This window comes from Pantoea sp. B566 (assembly GCF_024793925.1).
GTDB classification, from domain to species: domain Bacteria; phylum Pseudomonadota; class Gammaproteobacteria; order Enterobacterales; family Enterobacteriaceae; genus Pantoea; species Pantoea ananatis.
In genome coordinates this window covers 4279242-4297401 of the sequence record NZ_JANUQL010000003.1, presented here as the reverse complement: position 1 = coordinate 4297401, position 18160 = coordinate 4279242, and the positions used below count along the sequence as shown (strand labels likewise).

The window sequence follows — 18160 nt, the reverse complement described above, 5'->3', positions numbered from 1 at the left end:
TCATATTTATTGCATAAAAATTCATTTACTGGCATCGTGTGGCGCATTCACTTGCTGTGTTATTGATGGCTAACGGGAGCCTGTAATGAAAAAATGGATGATTGCCGCTGCACTGGTAAGCCTGGCCGTAAGCGCTCAGGCTGCTGAGAAAATTCGCTTCGCGACCTCTGCCACCTACCCACCTTTCGAATCGCTGAACAGCGATAATCAGATTGTCGGTTTCGACATCGATCTGGCGAAAGCGCTGTGCGAACAGATGAAAGCGGAATGCTCGTTTACCAACACGGCCTTTGACAGCCTGATCCCCTCACTTAAGTTCCGCCGCTATGACGCCGTGATTGCCGGTATGGATATCACCGCTGAACGCAGTAAGCAGGTTGACTTCACTCAGCCCTATTACGCGAACTCCGCCATTGTGATTGCGCCTAAAGGGAAATTTACCGCTATTGATGCGCTGAAGGGCAAACGCATCGGCGTTGAGAACGGTACAACGCACCAGAAATATCTGCAGGACAAGCATCCGGAAATCAACGTCGTCGCGTATGACAGCTATCAGAATGCGATTCTGGACATGAAAAACGGACGTCTTGACGGCGTATTTGGCGACAGCGCAGTTGTCAATCAGTGGTTAAAAACCAACAACGATCTGGCCAGCGTCGGTGAACACGTTACGGACCCGGCGTACTTTGGTACCGGCCTGGGGATTGCGGTGCGCAAAGGTAACGCCCCACTGCGGGATAAATTTAATCAGGCGCTGGCGGCCCTGAAAGCCAACGGCAGTTGGCAGAAAATCAATCAGAAATGGTTCCCTGAATAACGCTCATGGGCCAGCGGCGTATCTGCTGATCGGTTCTGCACTCTTCTCCGTTCAGCAGAGGATCAGGCTGGCCCGCCTGACCGTTGACGCGTCAGTAGCGTCAGCACTTCAAAATGCGCCGTGTGCGGAAACATATCGAACAGCTGTACCTGGGTAACCTCGTAATCCTTCAGCCGGGCAATATCCTGTGCCATGGTCTGCGGATTGCAGCTTGAATAGAGCACATAGTCAGGCGCCATGGCGCTCAGATAATCACACAGCGCTTCCCCAATCCCGCGACGCGGCGGATTCACCAGCACCAGCTGTGGCACACTATCCCGCTCAGTGGCAAACGCGGTGGAATCCAGTGCGGCAAAACTGACGTTGTTCAGACCCAGCATCTGCGCAGAGCGCTGCGCGCACTGGATGGCTTCGGGACTGATCTCAATACCGGTAAGCGCTAACGTGGGTGAGGCACAATGCAGGCCAAATCCGCCCACGCCGCAAAACAGATCCCACATGCTGGTCACCGGCAGTTGACGTACCCAGTCGCGCGCCGTCGCATACAGCGCACTGGCGACCTGAGGATTGGTCTGGAAAAAGCTTTGTGGCCGAATCCACAACGGCACGCCGTTAAACTCGTCCGCCAGCGCCTGAGTGGATGTCAATGCGACCTCCTCGTCCCCTTCCAGAATAGCCATATGCACCGGCTGTATGTTGGCTGAAATGACCTTTAGCTGTGGGAGTTGCTGCTGTAGCCACGGCAGGGCGTTACGCAGCTGTGTCAGTTTGGTGTGCGACCGCAGGACAAAACGCAGCATCATGCCGCCCTGGGTACTTTCGGTGAGCAGCAAATACTTCAGTTCACCGCGCTGACGTTCAATGTTATACGGCGTTAAACCGGCACGCGCGATAAAGGGTTTTAAGGTCGCCAGTACCGGGGAAAAGCTGTCGGGATAGAGCGGACATGCGCAAAGATCTGTCGCCTCGCCGTTGCGCTGCACCATGCCGAAAACCGGACGCTCAACGCTGCCGCTTACCACCATCTTTGCTTTATTGCGGAACCCTTGCTGCGCTGAGGTTACCGGCGGCAGCCACTGTTTAACCGGAAACGCGGCCAGCAGTTGGTTCAGCCGGGCCCCTTTATCATCAAGCTGCTGGGGATAGGGTTTTTCAAGCCACTGGCAAGAGCGGCAACGGTGAGCGTCATAGAGCGCGCAGTGCATGGTAAAGCCTGTATTAACTGTCGGGAAGGTTGGCGGAGCGCGATTGTATCACCGCTTGCGGAAAAATGCGCGGCTGCTGGCGGGCAGAAAAAGCAGTAATAACACCATCAGATCGGGCAGTTTTTGCAGCAGCGTGCGGTGAATAATCTGCAGATTATTTTCACCTGCAATACTGTAGATTTCCGGATAGATCCCGCCTGTGGAGGCCATCAACATATATAACAGCACCACAATTTGCGCCGCCACGAATCCCCAGCGTCCCCGGTTGCTTCCGCGCATCAGCGTAAAGGCACAGCGCAATTCAAATAAGAAAATGACCTGGCTGGCGATGAAGATCAGCGTGGAATCCCATGACTGCGCACTGCGATGGACAAAGTTGGCCAGCTCGGTATAACCCAGTTCATTCGCCAGCATCAACACGCTCAGGCAGCGCGTCGCGATAATCGCCACGCCCGCCACCGTGACGGGGACCGGGGCAGCCGGTAAAACAGCGCCGTGTTTAAGCATTTCCGACATGTCTTTCACTCCACCATGACGATAAAAAGGCTGGATTAACCAGCCCTTCTATAGAATGGCAAAAGTCGGGGATTTCAGCCACGTTTCGCTTTCTGAATATCGCTTAAACGCTGTTTTTCTTCATGTGCCATGACGCGCCAGGCAATAAAGCCCACGATGCCCACAACGAACAGGATCAGGGAAGCCAGCGCGTTGATCTCCGGATTAACGCCACGTCGTACCGTGGCAAAAATCGCCATCGGTAAGGTGGTGGCACCCGGGCCGGTCACAAAGCTGGCAATCACCAGGTCATCCAGTGACAGGGTAAAGGCCAGCAGCCAGCCGGTCACGATGGCCGGCGCAATCATCGGCACCGTGATCACAAAGAAGACCTTCAACGGCGTCGCGCCAAGATCCATTGCGGCTTCCTCAATTGACCGGTCCAACTCGCGCAGGCGCGAATTGATCACCACCGCCACGTAAGCGGTACAGAAGGTCACGTGCGCCAGCCAGATGGTGAGCGTACCGCGTTCTGTCGGCCAGCCCAGCGCATTGCCGAGCCCGACAAACAGCAACAGCAGCGACAGGCCGGTAATCACATCGGGCATGACCAGCGGTGCAGTGAGCATAAAGGCAAAGCCGTTATGGCCGCGAAAACGCCCAAACCGCACGATGATCACCGCCGCCATGGTACCCAGCACCACCGCCATGGTGGCGGAAAGCGCGGCAATGGTGAGGCTCAGCAGCACCGCATCGATCATGGCATCGTCCTGAAACAGCACCTGATACCAGTGAAATGAAAACCCTTCCCAGACCGTAACCAGCTGGGAACTGTTAAAGGAGTAAACCACCAGCAGCAGCATGGGCGCGTACAGAAACATAAAGCAGCAGGCCAAAATCGCCGTGCGCCAGGGAGAGCGGATCGTTGGCAGATTATTCATCCCTTCTCTCCCATTTCTCGGTTTTGATGTTTATGGAACCAGATAATCGGCAGAATCAAAATCAGCAAAATGATCACCGCCAGCGCGGAGGCCACCGGCCAGTCGCGGTTGTTAAAGAACTCCTGCCAGAGAATACGACCAATCATGATGCTGTCCGGTCCGCCCAGCAGTTCGGGAATCACGTACTCGCCGACCGCCGGGATAAACACCAGCATGGAACCGGCAATGATGCCGCCTTTGGTCAGAGGCACGATCACGCTGAAGAAGGTTTTCAGCGGGCGCGCGCCCAGGTCCAGCGAGGCTTCCACCAGCGAGTAATCGATACGAGTCAGCGCGGTATAGATGGGCAAGACCATAAACGGCAGATAGCAGTACACAATCCCGATATAGACCGCCGTATTGGTGTAGAGGATCACCAGTGGATGATCGATCACGCCTGTCCACATCAGAAAACGATTAAGAATACCGTTATTGTTCAGCAGCCCCATCCAGGCGTAAACCCGCACCAGGAACGACGTCCACGACGGCAATATGACCAGCAGCAGCAGGACAGACCGCATCGAGGGCTTACTGTGCGCGACGGCCCAGGCCAGCGGATAACCAATCAGCAGACAGATGACAGTGGAGATCGCGGCCACTTTTAACGACTGCAAATAGGCGTCGATATACAGCGGATCCTCACTGAGCGTGACATAGTTGCCCAGATTCAACACCAGACTCAGTTGATCGTCAGCCCAGGTGACCAACTCGGTGTAAGGCGGAATGGCACGGGCAATATCCGCAAAGCTGATTTTTAAAACAATCAGGAACGGCAACAGAAAAAACAGAATCAGCCACAGGTAAGGCAATGCAATGACGAGCTTGCGCCCGTGCTGCATTTTTATGCGCGTTGCCCAGCGCTGCAAGGGTGTACCGAGCAGCTTAGCCGGGGCTTTCGTGCGTTGAAAAATCTGGCTCATCGCGCCTCCTTAAACTGTCAAAACCACGCAGCTGTCACTGTCCCAGCACAGGCGCACCTGGTCGCCCCAGGTCGGCATACCTTTGCGGTAGCGATGTTCATTTTGCAGCTGGGCACTGAGCATCTGACCGCTGTGCAGGCGAACATGGTAAATGGAGAGATCGCCCAGATACGCGATGTGTACCACCTCACCGTCCGCGACGTTACAGCCATCGGCAGGGATCTCTTCACACAGCATCACCTTTTCCGGGCGCAGGGCAACGTGAACCGGCACGTTATCGACGACCGACACATCGGAATCCACTTTCAGAGGATGCTTGAGGCCCGGACTGTCAATCACCAGGCCGTCTTCCTGACGTTCACGCAGCAGACCGTCGAACACGTTAACTGAACCGATAAACTCGGCGCTGTAGCGGCTGGTAGGATGCTCGTAAATCTCTTCCGGCTCACCAATTTGCACGAATTTGCCCCGGTTCATGATGGCAATTCGCCCCGCCATCGTCATGGCCTCTTCCTGATCGTGCGTCACCATCACGCAGGTCGCCCCGACCCGCTCCAGAATATCGACCACTTCCAGTTGCATACGGTCGCGTAACTTTTTGTCCAGCGCCCCCATGGGTTCATCCAGCAGCAGCAGTTTAGGCCGCTTTGCCAGGCTACGCGCCAGCGCCACGCGCTGCCGTTGTCCCCCTGAAAGCTGGTGCGGCTTACGTTTGGCAAATTCCTGCATGTGCACCAGTGACAGCATTTCTTCCACGCGGCTGGCGATTTCGCCCTTTGCCAGTTTATCTTGCTTTAGGCCAAAGGCGATGTTCTGCTCCACCGTCATATGGGGGAACAGCGCATAGCTCTGAAACATCATATTGATCGGCCGCTGATAGGGCGCGACATGGGAGAGATCGTGCCCATCCAGCACAATCTGTCCGCTGGTGGGCTGTTCAAAACCCGCCAGCATGCGTAACAGGGTAGATTTGCCACAGCCGGACGCGCCGAGCAGAGCGAAAATCTCCCCTTTGTAAATGGTCAGGCTGACATCATCCACGGCATGCTGGCCGTCAAACGATTTGGTCAGGTTGCGAATTTCCAGCAGCGGCGTTAACGCTTTTGCGGTTTTATTTTGCGGGCGAGGGATGGCATCGTTCACGAATGTAGTTCTCCGGAGCCAGGCGGAACAACGCGGCAAACAGTGCCGCTAAAAATGGCACAACAGAGGCCTGCACTGCGCCTCTGTTGCTGTCACAAAACATATGCTGTCGAATTACTTACCGCTTTTAACCTTAGTCCATGCACGCGTACGCACACGATCCAGTTTTGGATCCTGGACCTTCAGCACAAACAGTTTGGCCATGGCATCCGGCGTCGGGTAAATACCCGGGTTATTACGGATATCGGCATTAATCAGCGGCAGTGACGCTTTATTGCCGTTGGCGTAATTCATTTTATTGGAGATGTCAGCAATCACTTTCGGATCCATGATGTAGTTCAGCCAGGTGTAAGCGGCATCCACATCTTTCGCGTCTTTTGGAATCGCCATCATATCGAAGAAGGCCAGTGCGCCCTCTTTCGGTACGCTGTAACCAATGTTGACGCCATTCTTTGCTTTCTCCGCACGGTTTTTCGCCTGAAGAATATCGCCTGACCAGCCAATAGCCACACAGATATTGCCGTTCGCCAGATCGTTAATATATTGCGAAGAGTGGAAGTAACGAATATTCGGACGCAGCTTGAGTAGCAGATCCGTCGCGGCGCCAGAATAATCTTTCGCATCGCTGCTGTTAGGATCTTTGCCCAAATAATTAAGTACGGTTGCGAAGATCTCTTCAGGCGCATCCAGGAAAGACACGCCACAGCTTTTCAGTTTTTCCAGGTTTTCCGGCTTCAAGACCAGATCCCAACTGTTTACCGGCGCATCCGCGCCCAGCGCAGCTTTCACTTTTTCGACGTTATAGCCAATGCCGGTGGTGCCCCACAAATAAGGAATCGCATATTTGTTACCCGGATCGTGTTGCGCCACTTTCGCCATTAACGCGGGATCCAGATTTTTATAGTTTGGCAGTTTGCTTTTATCCAGCGGCTGAAACACGCCGGACTGAAGCTGACGCGCCAGGAAACTGGAAGAAGGCACCACGACATCGTAACCCGTACTGCCGGCCATCAGTTTGCCTTCCAGCACTTCGTTGGAATCAAACACGTCGTAGACGACTTTAATGCCGGTCTGCTTTTCGAAATTAGGCACGGTATCTGGCGAAATATAATCCGACCAGTTATAAACGTGCAGCGTCTTATCTTCCGCCATGGTACTGGCTGAAGCAGCCATCAGCACCCCAGCAACCACACCTGACAACCATTTTTGACGTTGGTTGAACATGCTTTTAATCCTCCTGAGCGGGTTATAACAACGCTGCACATCAGTGATTCAGTTTTGCGTTTTGTGATTAAAATTCAGTGACACAATGAATCATTATTCAGTGGACGTTTAATAGTAAAAACCTATACCTGCGCGGCAATCTAAGGCCTGTCGCCGCCCCGCAAGCATAGCCCCCCCGTTGAGGGTTCACCAGACCTCAGCGTAAAAAACGCCTGAACTCAATATTTTAGGCATGTTTAAGCTATGAGGTTCGGCTTTTATGGCATAAAGAACGTCATAAATCTGGCAATTAAGGGCTTAATGCAGAATAAAACATTACGGTTATAAATTAATCTATGTCGTTCACAATTGATAACATTAAGAATTACGCGTGCCGGAGACAGGGATCTTTGCGGCTGCATCGGCGGGGCGGGAAATAGCGCGGGTCAGCAAGTAGACATTCGCCGGGAATAAAAAAAGCCGTCACGGGTGACGGCTTAATCAGATCCTGTACTTAGTGCAGAACAGAATGGATGCTGCTGCTTGAGACGTGCTCTTCGTCTTCACCTATCATCAGCAGATTATTGGCAAAGGCTTCCATAATGACCATGGAAATTTCTTCTTCGCTCTGCTTCATAAAATGTGCAAACTGCCCGAAGGTTAACCCGGCAGTGGTCATCATTGACTGACAAACAATAAGCTTAGGCAGGTTGTCATCCTGTATATCGATGAACGCCTTCACCGTGAGCGAACTGGCGTTAATTTGCGATAAGTCACCCACCAGCGGAATAAGCGCAGTCGGTTTTACTTCGGCCAGTGCCGAAAACAGAATGACGTTATCGACCAGGTCGATTTTAGCGTCAAACACCCCGTCGAAGTTTTGCATGTGCGGCAAATGAAGTGCCTGACAAGCATCACATTCAAACCAAGTGATATTTTGCTGATCCAGCCAACGACGCAGCAGGTCGATATCCGGAACGACAAGAGAATCCATTGTAAAATCCCATGGGGTGATAAATAAGCGACCTAGCTTACGGAAAAACGTGGTGAGATTCCACGAAAACCACTGAAAAGCGCGGGTCAACCCGTGGTTTTAGGACGGAGCCCGGGGGTAGCATGCCGTTCAATGTGGTCAATCATCATGCCGGCGATGTCAAGACCGCTTGTGGTTTCAATCCCTTCCAGACCTGGTGAAGCATTCACCTCCATCACCAGCGGGCCGCGCGCCGAGCGCAGAATATCCACCCCCGCGACATCCAGCCCCAGAACCGCGGCGGCTTTGACGGCCATCTCGCGCTCCTGCTCGCTAATGTCAACCGTGCAGGCTTTGCCGCCGCGATGTAAATTCGAGCGAAAATCGCCCTCTTTCGCCTGGCGCTCAATGGCCGCCACGACCCGATCGCCAATGACCAGACAGCGCACATCGCGTCCGCGCGCTTCCTGAATAAACTCCTGCACTAAAATGTGTGCATTTAGCCCACGAAAGGCATCGATAACGCTTTCTGCCGCCTGGCGCGTCTCTGCCAATACCACGCCTATCCCCTGCGTGCCTTCGACCAGTTTCACCACCAGCGGCGCGCCGCCTACCATGGCGATCAGATCCTGCGTGTCGTCAGGAGAAGAGGCAAACCCCGTTACCGGCATATCAATCCCGTCCCGCGCCAGCAGCTGCAGGGAACGCAATTTGTCACGCGCGCGGGTCACGGCGGCGGATTCATTTAAAGGATAACTGCCGCACATTTCGAACTGGCGTAGTACCGCCGTGCCGTAGAAGGTAATCCCGGTGCCAATGCGCGGAATAACGGCATCGAAGTGCCCCAGCGGCTCGCCACGGTAGTGAATACCGGGCGAGGCGGGGTTGATGTTCATGTAACACGAGAGCGGATCGATGATTTGAACAAAATGACCGCGCTGTTCGGCGACGTCACGTAAACGGCGACAGGAATAGAGCGTTCCATCGCGCGACAGAATGGCCATTTTCATCAATCAAAATCCTTGCGTTAAATTAGCGTGTTGCCCAGCCCTGCTGATGCAGGTAATCCAGCATAAACGGGCGCGTCTCTTTGATGATCAGGCGCTGAATCAACTGGCTCCAGGTTTCGCTACGCTGGTTGCTGTCGCGTTGTTCATAGTAAATCGCCGTGCGGCTATCGTAATCAGCCAGCACCGCAGGATCCACTGGTTGATAACGATTTTCGTGCACCAGCATCGACTGCGGGATGCGCGGTTTAACATCCGGTATGGATTCAGGATAGCCAAGACAGAAACCAAACAGCGGCAGCACAAATTTTGGCAGGCCCAGCAGTTCGGTAACCTGAGCGATATTATTACGAATGCCGCCAATAAAGACGCCGCCCAGCCCCAGGGATTCCGCTGCCACCATGGCATTTTGCGCCATCAGCGCCGTATCCACACAGCCCAGCAGCAGCTGTTCTGCCCGGCCTAACTGGGCATCAGAGCAGATTTGCAGGTGACGATTAAAGTCAGCGCAAAATACCCAAAACTCCGCCGCCTCGGCCACCCATGTCTGACCGCCCGTCAGGGTAACCAGTTGGTCACGCAAAGCCGGATCGGTGATGCGTACAATAGATGAGCACTGCAAAAAGCTGGATGTGGACGCCGATTGCGCCGCAGCAATAATCGCCTCACGCTGTTCAGCACTCACCTTTTGATCCGTAAAAGAACGGATGGAACGGTGGCTGCATAATAAATCGATAGTCGGTGTCATAAAATCTCCAGCTAATTATCTTTTTTTTCAGAAAGGTTGAACAACTGCGCCGCAAGTGCTTTGGCACAGCGCCACATCAATAGCCAGGCGGCAGGTAACATCAGCAGAATGCCAATAATAAACAGTGCGGTCGCCAGGCGCGTGCTCCCGGCACCGGCAGGCAGTGCGGGTAACCACTGGTTAACGACCAGCAGCGCGCTCGCGATAAGTACGCCGCCCAGCGCCTCCATTGCCAGTATGGTCTTGGGCAATTTTGCGACATTCCGCATGGTTTCCTCCTGCCTCAGGGCTGACTGAGTCTCAATTATGGATAAGATCCTTAAAATTGCCCATCAGCGGTTTCGGAGAGTGCCATTGCAGAGCACCGGGCCCGGCTTTGCGACGTCATAGGATGCGGGCATCAGACTAACAGGTAAATCCTGCTTTCTTTAAGCACGACGAGCGGGCATCATTACCGGCTTTCCAGACTTTGTCGTGTGATCGTCATCACACACTGACCTCGCAAGGAGTTCTCAATGATTGCTGTTATTTTTGGTCGTCCCGGCTGCCCTTACTGTGTTCGGGCGAAAGAACTGGCGGATAAGCTGCAGGCCGGGCGTGACGATTTCAATTACCAGTATGTTGATATTCAGGCGGAAGGCATCACTAAAGCCGATCTGGAAGCCAGTGCAGGTAAACCTGTCAGCACCGTACCGCAGATTTTTCTGGATGAGCAGCATATTGGTGGCTACACCGAATTCGCCGCCTGGACAAAAGAGAATCTGGGATTTGTTGCCTGAGCAACGGATGTATCAGAACTGACGTCCTGAAAAGTGCGCGCTGGCGTGATGCCAGCCGCGCCTTGATGATCGGTTAAGCCAGCTCCGCGTGCGATAACGCGACAACGGCAGGATGCAGCTCAACACAGTAGCCTAACGCTTTGACGCCGCGATCAGTCGCAGCAACCGCACCAGCAATGCCCCGCATCCCGCCCAGAACATACCGCTCATGCTCCAGACAGCAATATAATTCCAGCTGGTACTCCCGGCAAACACGCTATGTAGCAGCAGCGCAGCCAGCACCGTTCCAGTAAACGCCATCACCAGCGTGCTTTTTAGCGGCGCCTCCCGCTGCATGAGCGCCATGACGGCACCCGGCAGTAAAAAAAGCAGCAATTCAGGCTGGCTGTGTAGCGTCTGCGTGCCTGACAGCCGGAAATCCTGGGTAAACATAAACACGACACAATAAAACACGCCACCTGATACGCAGGTTGCCCAGAAATAATAACGCTGCGGCATAACTCCCCACTCATTAAAAACATGCCAAAACTTCGCCTTTGACCTTGCCGAGCCTGGTGGAAATAAAAAGAAACAGTCGTTTTGAGAACGAATGAAAGTCGCCAATGGCTGAGAATGATTTTTCTGATTAGAATATTGGCCGCGTTACCTTTTCAGACATCAGTGATAGCTGGAGGTAATCTTACGGCCTGCTCAAGATAGCGAAAAACAGGCCTCTCTTCAATAGGTTACAAGTAAACAAGAAGTTAAAATGTTGAATGTTAACATCGCAGAATTGTTAAGAGGTAATGACATTCTGTTATTATTTTTCGTACTGGCACTGGGACTTTGCCTGGGAAAATTACGTTTTGGCTCGATACAACTCGGAAATTCCATTGGCGTATTAGTGGTTTCATTATTATTAGGTCAGCAACACTTCTCGATGAATACGGATGCCCTGAGCCTGGGTTTCATGTTGTTTATTTTCTGCGTCGGCATTGAAGCAGGCCCCAACTTTTTTTCCATTTTCTTTCGGGATGGCAAAAATTATTTCATGCTCGCCATTGTGATGGTGGTCAGCGCCCTGCTGCTGGCCCTGGGATTTGGCAAGCTCTTTGGCTGGGACATCGGCCTGACCGCAGGCGTATTGGCCGGCTCCATGACGTCCACGCCGGTCCTGGTTGGCGCGGGTGATACGCTGCGCCAGAGCATCAGCGATCCCAGACAGCTGAGCATCATGCAGGATCAACTCAGCCTGGGTTATGCCGTAACCTATCTTGTCGGGTTAGTCAGCCTGATTTTCGGCGCACGCTATCTGCCCCGTTTACAACATCAGGACTTACCCACCTGCGCCCAGCAGATTGCGCGCGAACGCGGTCTTGACGCTGACAGCCAGCGCAAAGTGTTTCTGCCGGTGATTCGCGCTTACCGCGTTGGCCCGGAACTGGTGGCGTGGAGCGGCGGCAAAAACTTGCGCGAGCTCGGTATTTACCGGCAGACCGGCTGCTATATCGAACGAATTCGCCGCAATGGCATCCTTGCCAGCCCGGATGGTGATGCGGTGCTGCAACTGGGGGACGATATTTCCCTGGTGGGCTATCCGGATGCCCACGCGCGCCTGGATGCCAGCTTTCGTAACGGCAAAGAAGTTTTTGACCGCGATCTGCTGGATATGCGGATTGTGACGGAAGAGATCGTGGTGAAAAACCACAATGCCGTCAACAAACGGCTAAGCAAACTCAACCTTACCGATCACGGCTGCTTTCTCAACCGCGTGATTCGCAGCCAGATCGAGATGCCTATTGATGACAACATCATGCTGAACAAAGGTGATGTGTTGCAGGTCAGCGGCGAGGCGCGACGGGTGAAGAGCGTAGCGGATCGCATCGGCTTTGTGGCGATTCACAGTCAGATGACCGACCTGCTGGCATTCTGTGCTTTTTTTATCATCGGTCTGATGGTCGGGTTAATTACGTTCCAGTTCAGCAACTTTAGCTTTGGCATCGGTAATGCCGCAGGGTTGTTGTTTGCCGGCATTATGCTGGGCTTCCTGCGCGCTAACCATCCTACCTTTGGCTATATTCCGCAGGGTGCGCTGACGATGGTGAAAGAGTTCGGGCTGATGGTATTCATGGCGGGCGTCGGGCTGAGCGCCGGCAGCGGTATCGACCACGGTATATCGGGTAACGGCGCACTGATGCTCTTGTGCGGCCTGCTGGTCAGCCTGTTACCGGTGGTGATTTGCTACCTGTTTGGCGCCTATGTTCTGCGCATGAACCGCGCGCTGATGTTTGGCGCCATTATGGGTGCACGCACCTGCGCGCCAGCCATGGAGATAATCAGCGACACAGCTCGCAGTAACATCCCGGCACTCGGCTACGCCGGGACCTATGCTATCGCGAACGTTTTGCTGACGCTGGCGGGAACATTAATCGTTATTATCTGGCCGTTATTGCCCTTATAAAATTTTTTTACTGACGTCCAGAACTTTTTTTCCCGACCACAGTCTGAATAAGTGCCACTGCTTTTCTTTGAAATCCCCAAATTGTGGAGCCCGCTGGTCTTTTTCCCAGCGGGTTTTTTTATGCCTTTCTCCTGCCCGCCCTGCCTGGACACTAAAACATCATTAAACTTAAACCGTTTTGCAACCTTAACGCAGATTAAGAACCTTGTGATGGACTCTCTGACCGTCTGCACGCAGGATAGGCAGCTTATTTTGTTAGCAGTATGTGCTAGCAGATGCGACAGACTCAATCCGGTTTCGCTCGTTGGCTTAAGCCCTTTTTCCCGGATTGAGAGAATCTGAACATCAGTAAGAGGAACCGATCCCGTAATGGAAGAATTGAACCGCACCCTGTTTATGGCAATTAACGCAACACCGGATTCGCCTCACTGGTTATTGCAGCTTGCCATCTTCATCGCCAGAGACTTAATCGCCATCGTTCCGCTGCTGATTGTGGCACTGTGGCTGTGGGGACCGCGCGATCGGGTTGCCTCACAACGTGTGCTGGTATTAAAAACCGGCATTGCGCTGCTGTACGCGCTCGCCATCTCCTGGTGCGTTGGGCAGCTGTTACCGCATCCGCGCCCTTTCGCGATCAATTTTGGTCATCAGTTTCTTGCGCACGCGGCCGATGACTCCTATCCCAGCGATCACGGCACCACGATTTTCACCTTTGCGCTGGCTTTCCTGTTCTGGCATCGGCTCTGGTCGGGCATCATTCTGATGGTGGTCGCCACCGCAATCGCCTGGTCCCGTGTTTACCTTGGGGTTCACTGGCCAATGGATATGCTGGGCGGTTTTCTGGTGGGAATGCTGGGTTGCCTGGCGTCACACCTTGCCTGGCAACTGTATGGCGAACGCCTGCTCAATATCATCAACCCGCTCTATCGGGCGCTGTTCGCTTTACCGATTCGTAAAGGCTGGACACAAGGTTAAAAAAAGGGACGCCGCGGCGTCCCCTGTTTTTAGCTGAACCACTTTCCGAACCAGCCATTAAACTTCATCATCACAAAATCAATGATGCGGCTGAAGAAGCCGCCTTCCGGCACATCCTGCAACACCACCAGCGGACGCTGTTCAATCGTTTTGCCGTCCAGTTGAAAATCAATAGTGCCCACGACCTGGTTTTTCTTCAACGGCGCCTCTAGCTGCGGCGATGTCAGGCTGTAGCTGGCTTTAAGGTTTTTCATCTGCCCTTTGGGAATGGTCAGCGCCGCGTCTTTTTCCACACCCAGGTTGACCTGATTATGTTCGCCAAACCAGACGCGCTGCTGGGCAAAAGGCGCACCCGCTTTAATTGGGGTCACGGTTTCAAAGAAGCGGAAGCCCCACGTCAGTAATTTTTCACTTTCCCGGAAGCGAATGGCATCACTGGCGGTGCCCAGCACAACCGAGATCAGTCGCATATCGCCTTCGGTGGCTGAAGCGACCAGATTATTTCCCGCGCCAGAAGTGTGGCCGGTTTTAATCCCATCCACCTTCAGATTGCTGCTCCAGAGCAGACGGTTGCGGTTCATCTGACGAATATTGTTAAAGGTAAACTCTTTTTCCTTGTTCAGGGCGTACTCTTCCGGCACATCCCGAATCAGTGCCTGACCAATCAGCGCCATGTCCCGCGCGGTGCTGTACTGTCCGTCGGCATCCAGACCATGCACCGTCATAAAGTGGGTGTTTTTCAGGCCAAGCGCTTTCACATAGTTATTCATCAGACCGATAAAGGAATCCTGACTGCCGGCAACATAGTCCGCCAGCGCGATGCAGGCATCGTTCCCGGACTGGATCACAATCCCTTTGTTCAGCTCATGCACCGGGATACGATCGCCGGGCTTCAGAAACATCAGAGAAGAGCCCCGCAGTTTAGGATTGCCGGTAGCCCAGGCATCCTGCCCCACTGTTACCATATCGTCAGGTTTAATTTTGCCGGATTTGATTGCCTGGCCAACCACATAGCTGGTCATCATTTTTGTCAGGCTGGCGGGATCGAGTCGCTGATCGGCATTGGATTCGGTCAGCACTTTGCCGCTGGCGTAGTCAATTAAAATCCAGGCTTTGGCGTCAATTTGAGGGGCGGCCGGTGCCTGTTCCGCGAAAACAGCCATTGGCGCAACGAGTAGCAAAGAGGTTGCAGCAATACGCCGCAGGTGAGATGAAAAGCAAGTATTTGTCATGGGCTTGGCCGGATTGTCCTTAGTAAAACGAGAGTCAAAGGCTTAACACCTTCTGTGAGAACGCTACCCGCTGGCGTCAATGAAAAAAACCGCTTAATCGTAAAGTTTTATAGATTTTAGTAGATTAACCCTGGCAAGCGTGCCGCGCGCGTGCCATTTTCCCTCACGAATGTCGCACATAAAAATGCGCTAAATTCTGATTTTTTAATCAGAAAGTTAAGGCCGTCACAAAACTGGGTTACCCTGACTTTATTCAATTGAGGAGAACCCCTATGGATCTAGCCCTGTTTGATCTGGACGAAACGCTGATTAGTGAGGACAGTACCGGCCTGTGGCTACGCTGGCTGGTCTCACAAGGCTTTGCCTCCAGTGACCTGATTGATGAAGAACAGGAATTAATGCGTCAATATTATGCCGGGACGCTGTCGATTGATGAGTACATGCATAAAACCCTTTCCCCGCTGACCGGCATGGCGACGATGACGGTGGAAGGATGGGTTCGACGCTTTATCCACCGTGATATCATGCCGCGCGTTTACCCGGAAGCCCGGGCGCGGCTTGACTGGCATCAGGCGCGCGGTGACAGAATTATCGTGATCTCCGCCAGCGGCGAACATCTGGTGAATCCTATCGCCAGCCAGCTCGGTGCCTGCGGGGCCCTGGCCATTGGTGTCGAAGTGGTGGACGAACGTTATAGCGGCAACACCTACGGCACCCTGACGTTTCAGCATGGCAAAGTGAAGCGGGTAGAAGAATGGAAAGCCGCGCGCCCTGCCGAAACCTACGCGCACACCTGGGCTTACAGTGATTCCATGAACGACCTGCCCATGCTGGCGCAGGCCGACTATGCACACGTAATTAATCCGGCGGAACCGCTGTTACAGGAAGCCGAAAAGCGCGGCTGGCAGGTCTGCCACTGGGCTCGCTGAGTTAACCGCGGGACGCGCTGGCGTCCTGCGTCAACCCAACCCTGAGCAATTTACCGTTAGCCTCATCCGTCAGTAAATAGAGATAGCCATCGGGCCCCTGACGGACATCGCGGATACGCTCATTGCGCCCGTCCAGCAACCGTTGTTCTTCGACGACCTTCTCGCCATTGATATGCAACCGAATCAGGTTCTTCTCTTTCAGCGCGCCAATAAACAGCGAATTTTTCCACTGTGGAAAACGTGCGCTGTTATAAAACGCCATACCGCTGATCGCTGGCGAGACTTTCCAGTAAAACGCCGGCTGTTCCGTGCCTGCCACATGCGTGCCTTTGGATTCCGGCACCTTACTGCCGTTGTAATCAATGCCGTAGGTTGCCAGCGGCCAGCCATAATTTTTGCCCTTCTGAATAATATTTACCTCATCGCCACCGCGGGGACCATGCTCACTTTCCCACATCACCTGAGTCCAGGGATTCAGTGCCAGCCCCTGAGGATTGCGTAAACCATAGGCCCAGATTTCGGGGCGCGCGCCGGGTTTATTGACGAAGGGATTATCGTTTGGCACGCTGCCGTCCGCGTTCAAACGCAGCAGCTTGCCCTGAAGTTTATCGAGGTCCTGTGCGGCACTGCTGACAAAGTTGTCGCCAAAGGCAATCCATAAAAAGCCCTGACGATCGAAGGCCAGCCGGGTGCCGATATTATTGCCACTTGAGAGGCGCGGCGTTTGCTGAATCACCTCATGAAAATCGGTTAACTGGCGGTTATCAGGGCTGAGTTTGCCGTAGCCCACCACGGCGCCGGCCTTGCCGTTGCCGTCCGCTTCGGTATAGCTGAGCCAGACACGGCGGCTCTGGGCAAAATCAGGCGCCAGCACCACGTCCAGCAGTCCGCTCTGACGCTGCGCCCAGACCTTTGGCACGCCCTGAATCGGTTCGGACATGCCGCTGTCAGGCCGCCAGCTGCGCAGTTGGCCGGATCGTTCAGTAATCAGCAACGTCTGATTATCGGGCAAAAACGCCACAGACCAGGGGTGATCCAGCTTATCCTGAAGCACCTCAACCTTAAGGTCACTCGCCCACAGCGGGCTGGAAAAGAGTAATGCGCCACTCAATAACAACGGGGTCGGAATACGAACCATAGTCTTGTCCTGACAGCGTGCAGTGCTGTTAAGCGTAGTCAGACCGTCTGGAATGCAGTAAAGGATTTACAAAAGATTAAACAAGGCGTTGGCAGCAGGATGGGCAATGGCATGCGCTGGGAAAACCGACCGAAAAGGGATCGTGAAGAGAAGAGACCGCCCGCAGTAAGATAGCGGGCGGAAGCGGTTATTCGAAACAGGTATCGGGATTTTCCGCCAGTGAGATAAACTCTTTACCGCCCGGCGTCAGCGCCAGAATCGTACCGCTTTCAATATCGTACACCCAGCCGTGCAGGCGCAGCTTGCCCTGACGTAACCCGACCGAGACTGACGGGTGGGTTTTCATGTTGTTCAGCTGGGCAATCACGTTTTCCTGCACCATTTCGTTGAGCTTCTTCTCAGGCGAATCGTATTCACGCTGCTCAACCACCGCTTTTGCCGCATCGGCATAATGCAGCCAGTGCTCGACGGCTGGCATAGAATCCATACAGGCACAGGAGGCGATAGCGTTCATCGCGCCACAGTTTGAGTGACCACAGATAATGATGTCAGAAACCCCCAGCGCCATTACGGCATACTCAATTGTCGCTGACACGCCGCCCGGTTCCGGACCAAAAGAGGGCACAATGTTGCCCGCATTACGGATGACGAACAGCTGTCCGGGTTCCTGCTGAGTAACGAGTTCCGGCACCAGACGGCTGTCTGAGCAAGAGATAAACAGCGCTTTTGGATTCTGATTAGATGCCAGACTTTTAAAAAGCGCCTTTCTTTCGGGAAAGACTGTCTGCTGAAAACTCAGAAACCCGTTGATGATCTCTTTCATTATTTTGCTCTCACATTGTCCACGTCATGATCTGAAGAAACGACGCCTTCAGTACTGGTTAAGCGATTCATTATTAATGAAAACAAGCAAATATCAACTTAGAATGTGACCAAAATCGCTGTCGTAAAGTTAAAGATGTTTAATATTTATCCACCTGTTTATTCGGTGTTTATTAGAAATTCTTTTACACAACGGTGAGTTACTGACTTTCGGTTGCCCTCGTGTTCTGCCGTCCGCCCCCGGGCGATGGGTGCAGACCTTTACGGGTTTTTGCGTTACTTTACGCTTAACTAATCCCTTACAGATAACGCTACAATTTTCATCACAACACAGGTAAAATCGCGCGCCATTGC

General features: G+C 53.4%; 19 protein-coding genes. 5 read left to right on the top strand and 14 right to left on the bottom strand.

All coding sequences use genetic code 11. The features are described from left to right. Nucleotides 1-85 precede the first annotated feature (85 nt). Nucleotides 86-817 (top strand): arginine ABC transporter substrate-binding protein, encoded by a 732-nt coding sequence (gene artJ / locus NYE92_RS21710; protein ID WP_015700668.1) that lies wholly within the window; start codon nucleotides 86-88, stop codon nucleotides 815-817. Between the two features lie 62 nt (nucleotides 818-879). On the opposite strand, the gene rlmC is transcribed toward artJ, so the two are convergent. From rlmC to NYE92_RS21660, 10 genes are all read right to left on the bottom strand, one after another. Further along, nucleotides 880-2022 carry a 23S rRNA (uracil(747)-C(5))-methyltransferase RlmC gene (rlmC, locus tag NYE92_RS21705; protein WP_022623648.1) on the bottom strand — a complete coding sequence of 381 codons (1143 nt, stop codon included), beginning with the start codon at nucleotides 2020-2022 and terminating at the stop codon, nucleotides 880-882. A 48-nt stretch (nucleotides 2023-2070) separates the two neighbouring features. Next, nucleotides 2071-2538, bottom strand: a complete 468-nt coding sequence (locus tag NYE92_RS21700; protein ID WP_014593297.1) for a YbjO family protein — start codon at nucleotides 2536-2538, stop codon at nucleotides 2071-2073. Nucleotides 2539-2612: 74 nt separating this feature from the next. Further along, entirely contained in the window at nucleotides 2613-3458 is an 846-nt protein-coding gene (potI, locus tag NYE92_RS21695; protein WP_013025205.1) for a putrescine ABC transporter permease PotI, read from the bottom strand. Beyond that, nucleotides 3455-4417 carry a putrescine ABC transporter permease PotH gene (gene potH, locus NYE92_RS21690; RefSeq protein ID WP_013025204.1) on the bottom strand — a complete coding sequence of 321 codons (963 nt, stop codon included), beginning with the start codon at nucleotides 4415-4417 and terminating at the stop codon, nucleotides 3455-3457. Before potH ends, potI begins: the two co-directional genes overlap by 4 nt. 9 nt (nucleotides 4418-4426) lie before the next feature. Further along, on the bottom strand, nucleotides 4427-5560 hold the full coding sequence (gene potG / locus NYE92_RS21685; RefSeq protein WP_014606214.1) for a putrescine ABC transporter ATP-binding subunit PotG: 1134 nt from the start codon (nucleotides 5558-5560) through the stop codon (nucleotides 4427-4429). Nucleotides 5561-5674: 114 nt separating this feature from the next. Beyond that, nucleotides 5675-6784 (bottom strand): spermidine/putrescine ABC transporter substrate-binding protein PotF, encoded by a 1110-nt coding sequence (potF, locus tag NYE92_RS21680; protein WP_014593294.1) that lies wholly within the window; start codon nucleotides 6782-6784, stop codon nucleotides 5675-5677. A gap of 493 nt (nucleotides 6785-7277) precedes the next feature. Continuing rightward, entirely contained in the window at nucleotides 7278-7757 is a 480-nt protein-coding gene (locus NYE92_RS21675) for a YbjN domain-containing protein (RefSeq protein WP_014593293.1), read from the bottom strand. Between the two features lie 86 nt (nucleotides 7758-7843). After that, nucleotides 7844-8746: a 30S ribosomal protein S6--L-glutamate ligase gene (rimK, locus tag NYE92_RS21670; protein WP_014593292.1), complete on the bottom strand. Its 903-nt coding sequence runs from the start codon at nucleotides 8744-8746 to the stop codon at nucleotides 7844-7846. 22 nt (nucleotides 8747-8768) lie between these two features. Next, nucleotides 8769-9491, bottom strand: a complete 723-nt coding sequence (nfsA, locus tag NYE92_RS21665; protein ID WP_029568556.1) for an oxygen-insensitive NADPH nitroreductase — start codon at nucleotides 9489-9491, stop codon at nucleotides 8769-8771. Between the two features lie 11 nt (nucleotides 9492-9502). Next, complete coding sequence (locus NYE92_RS21660) at nucleotides 9503-9760, bottom strand: DUF1418 family protein (RefSeq protein WP_259019426.1); 258 nt, start codon at nucleotides 9758-9760, stop codon at nucleotides 9503-9505. A gap of 246 nt (nucleotides 9761-10006) precedes the next feature. Between NYE92_RS21660 and NYE92_RS21655 the strand changes: the two genes are divergently transcribed. After that, entirely contained in the window at nucleotides 10007-10270 is a 264-nt protein-coding gene (locus NYE92_RS21655) for a GrxA family glutaredoxin (RefSeq protein ID WP_013025197.1), read from the top strand. Nucleotides 10271-10402: 132 nt separating this feature from the next. On the opposite strand, the gene ybjM is transcribed toward NYE92_RS21655, so the two are convergent. Further along, entirely contained in the window at nucleotides 10403-10768 is a 366-nt protein-coding gene (gene ybjM / locus NYE92_RS21650) for an inner membrane protein YbjM (RefSeq protein WP_029568555.1), read from the bottom strand. A gap of 253 nt (nucleotides 10769-11021) precedes the next feature. Between ybjM and NYE92_RS21645 the strand changes: the two genes are divergently transcribed. Both NYE92_RS21645 and ybjG read left to right on the top strand, forming a co-directional pair. After that, nucleotides 11022-12710 (top strand): aspartate:alanine antiporter, encoded by a 1689-nt coding sequence (locus tag NYE92_RS21645; RefSeq protein ID WP_259019515.1) that lies wholly within the window; start codon nucleotides 11022-11024, stop codon nucleotides 12708-12710. A gap of 369 nt (nucleotides 12711-13079) precedes the next feature. Beyond that, nucleotides 13080-13685 carry an undecaprenyl-diphosphate phosphatase gene (gene ybjG / locus NYE92_RS21640; RefSeq protein WP_013025194.1) on the top strand — a complete coding sequence of 202 codons (606 nt, stop codon included), beginning with the start codon at nucleotides 13080-13082 and terminating at the stop codon, nucleotides 13683-13685. A gap of 29 nt (nucleotides 13686-13714) precedes the next feature. Here ybjG and NYE92_RS21635 read toward each other — a convergent pair whose 3' ends face one another. Continuing rightward, entirely contained in the window at nucleotides 13715-14917 is a 1203-nt protein-coding gene (locus NYE92_RS21635) for a serine hydrolase (RefSeq protein ID WP_013025193.1), read from the bottom strand. 272 nt (nucleotides 14918-15189) lie between these two features. Between NYE92_RS21635 and NYE92_RS21630 the strand changes: the two genes are divergently transcribed. Further along, nucleotides 15190-15846 carry an HAD family phosphatase gene (locus NYE92_RS21630; protein WP_014593287.1) on the top strand — a complete coding sequence of 219 codons (657 nt, stop codon included), beginning with the start codon at nucleotides 15190-15192 and terminating at the stop codon, nucleotides 15844-15846. 1 nt (nucleotide 15847) lies between these two features. Here the strand turns inward: NYE92_RS21630 and NYE92_RS21625 are convergent, their stop codons facing one another. After that, nucleotides 15848-16984 carry a PQQ-dependent sugar dehydrogenase gene (locus NYE92_RS21625; RefSeq protein WP_210449848.1) on the bottom strand — a complete coding sequence of 379 codons (1137 nt, stop codon included), beginning with the start codon at nucleotides 16982-16984 and terminating at the stop codon, nucleotides 15848-15850. A gap of 187 nt (nucleotides 16985-17171) precedes the next feature. Next, the gene (locus tag NYE92_RS21620; protein ID WP_259019425.1) at nucleotides 17172-17807 is read right to left on the bottom strand and encodes a carbonic anhydrase; all 636 of its coding nucleotides are present in this window, start codon (nucleotides 17805-17807) and stop codon (nucleotides 17172-17174) included. Nucleotides 17808-18160: the final 353 nt, after the last annotated feature.

Bases quoted from the DNA above. Each gene is read 5' to 3' on its own strand.
- ybjG (WP_013025194.1), top strand. From the start codon at position 13,080: ATGGAAGAATTGAACCGCACCCTGTTTATGGCAATTAACGCAACACCG.
- NYE92_RS21700 (WP_014593297.1), bottom strand. From the start codon at position 2,538: ATGTCGGAAATGCTTAAACACGGCGCTGTTTTACCGGCTGCCCCGGTC.
- potH (WP_013025204.1), bottom strand. From the start codon at position 4,417: ATGAGCCAGATTTTTCAACGCACGAAAGCCCCGGCTAAGCTGCTCGGT.
- ybjM (WP_029568555.1), bottom strand. From the start codon at position 10,768: ATGCCGCAGCGTTATTATTTCTGGGCAACCTGCGTATCAGGTGGCGTG.
- NYE92_RS21660 (WP_259019426.1), bottom strand. From the start codon at position 9,760: ATGCGGAATGTCGCAAAATTGCCCAAGACCATACTGGCAATGGAGGCG.
- NYE92_RS21625 (WP_210449848.1), bottom strand. From the start codon at position 16,984: ATGGTTCGTATTCCGACCCCGTTGTTATTGAGTGGCGCATTACTCTTT.
- NYE92_RS21655 (WP_013025197.1), top strand. From the start codon at position 10,007: ATGATTGCTGTTATTTTTGGTCGTCCCGGCTGCCCTTACTGTGTTCGG.
- potF (WP_014593294.1), bottom strand. From the start codon at position 6,784: ATGTTCAACCAACGTCAAAAATGGTTGTCAGGTGTGGTTGCTGGGGTG.
- artJ (WP_015700668.1), top strand. From the start codon at position 86: ATGAAAAAATGGATGATTGCCGCTGCACTGGTAAGCCTGGCCGTAAGC.
- nfsA (WP_029568556.1), bottom strand. From the start codon at position 9,491: ATGACACCGACTATCGATTTATTATGCAGCCACCGTTCCATCCGTTCT.
- rimK (WP_014593292.1), bottom strand. From the start codon at position 8,746: ATGAAAATGGCCATTCTGTCGCGCGATGGAACGCTCTATTCCTGTCGC.
- NYE92_RS21635 (WP_013025193.1), bottom strand. From the start codon at position 14,917: ATGACAAATACTTGCTTTTCATCTCACCTGCGGCGTATTGCTGCAACC.
- potI (WP_013025205.1), bottom strand. From the start codon at position 3,458: ATGAATAATCTGCCAACGATCCGCTCTCCCTGGCGCACGGCGATTTTG.
- NYE92_RS21620 (WP_259019425.1), bottom strand. From the start codon at position 17,807: ATGAAAGAGATCATCAACGGGTTTCTGAGTTTTCAGCAGACAGTCTTT.
- NYE92_RS21630 (WP_014593287.1), top strand. From the start codon at position 15,190: ATGGATCTAGCCCTGTTTGATCTGGACGAAACGCTGATTAGTGAGGAC.
- rlmC (WP_022623648.1), bottom strand. From the start codon at position 2,022: ATGCACTGCGCGCTCTATGACGCTCACCGTTGCCGCTCTTGCCAGTGG.
- NYE92_RS21675 (WP_014593293.1), bottom strand. From the start codon at position 7,757: ATGGATTCTCTTGTCGTTCCGGATATCGACCTGCTGCGTCGTTGGCTG.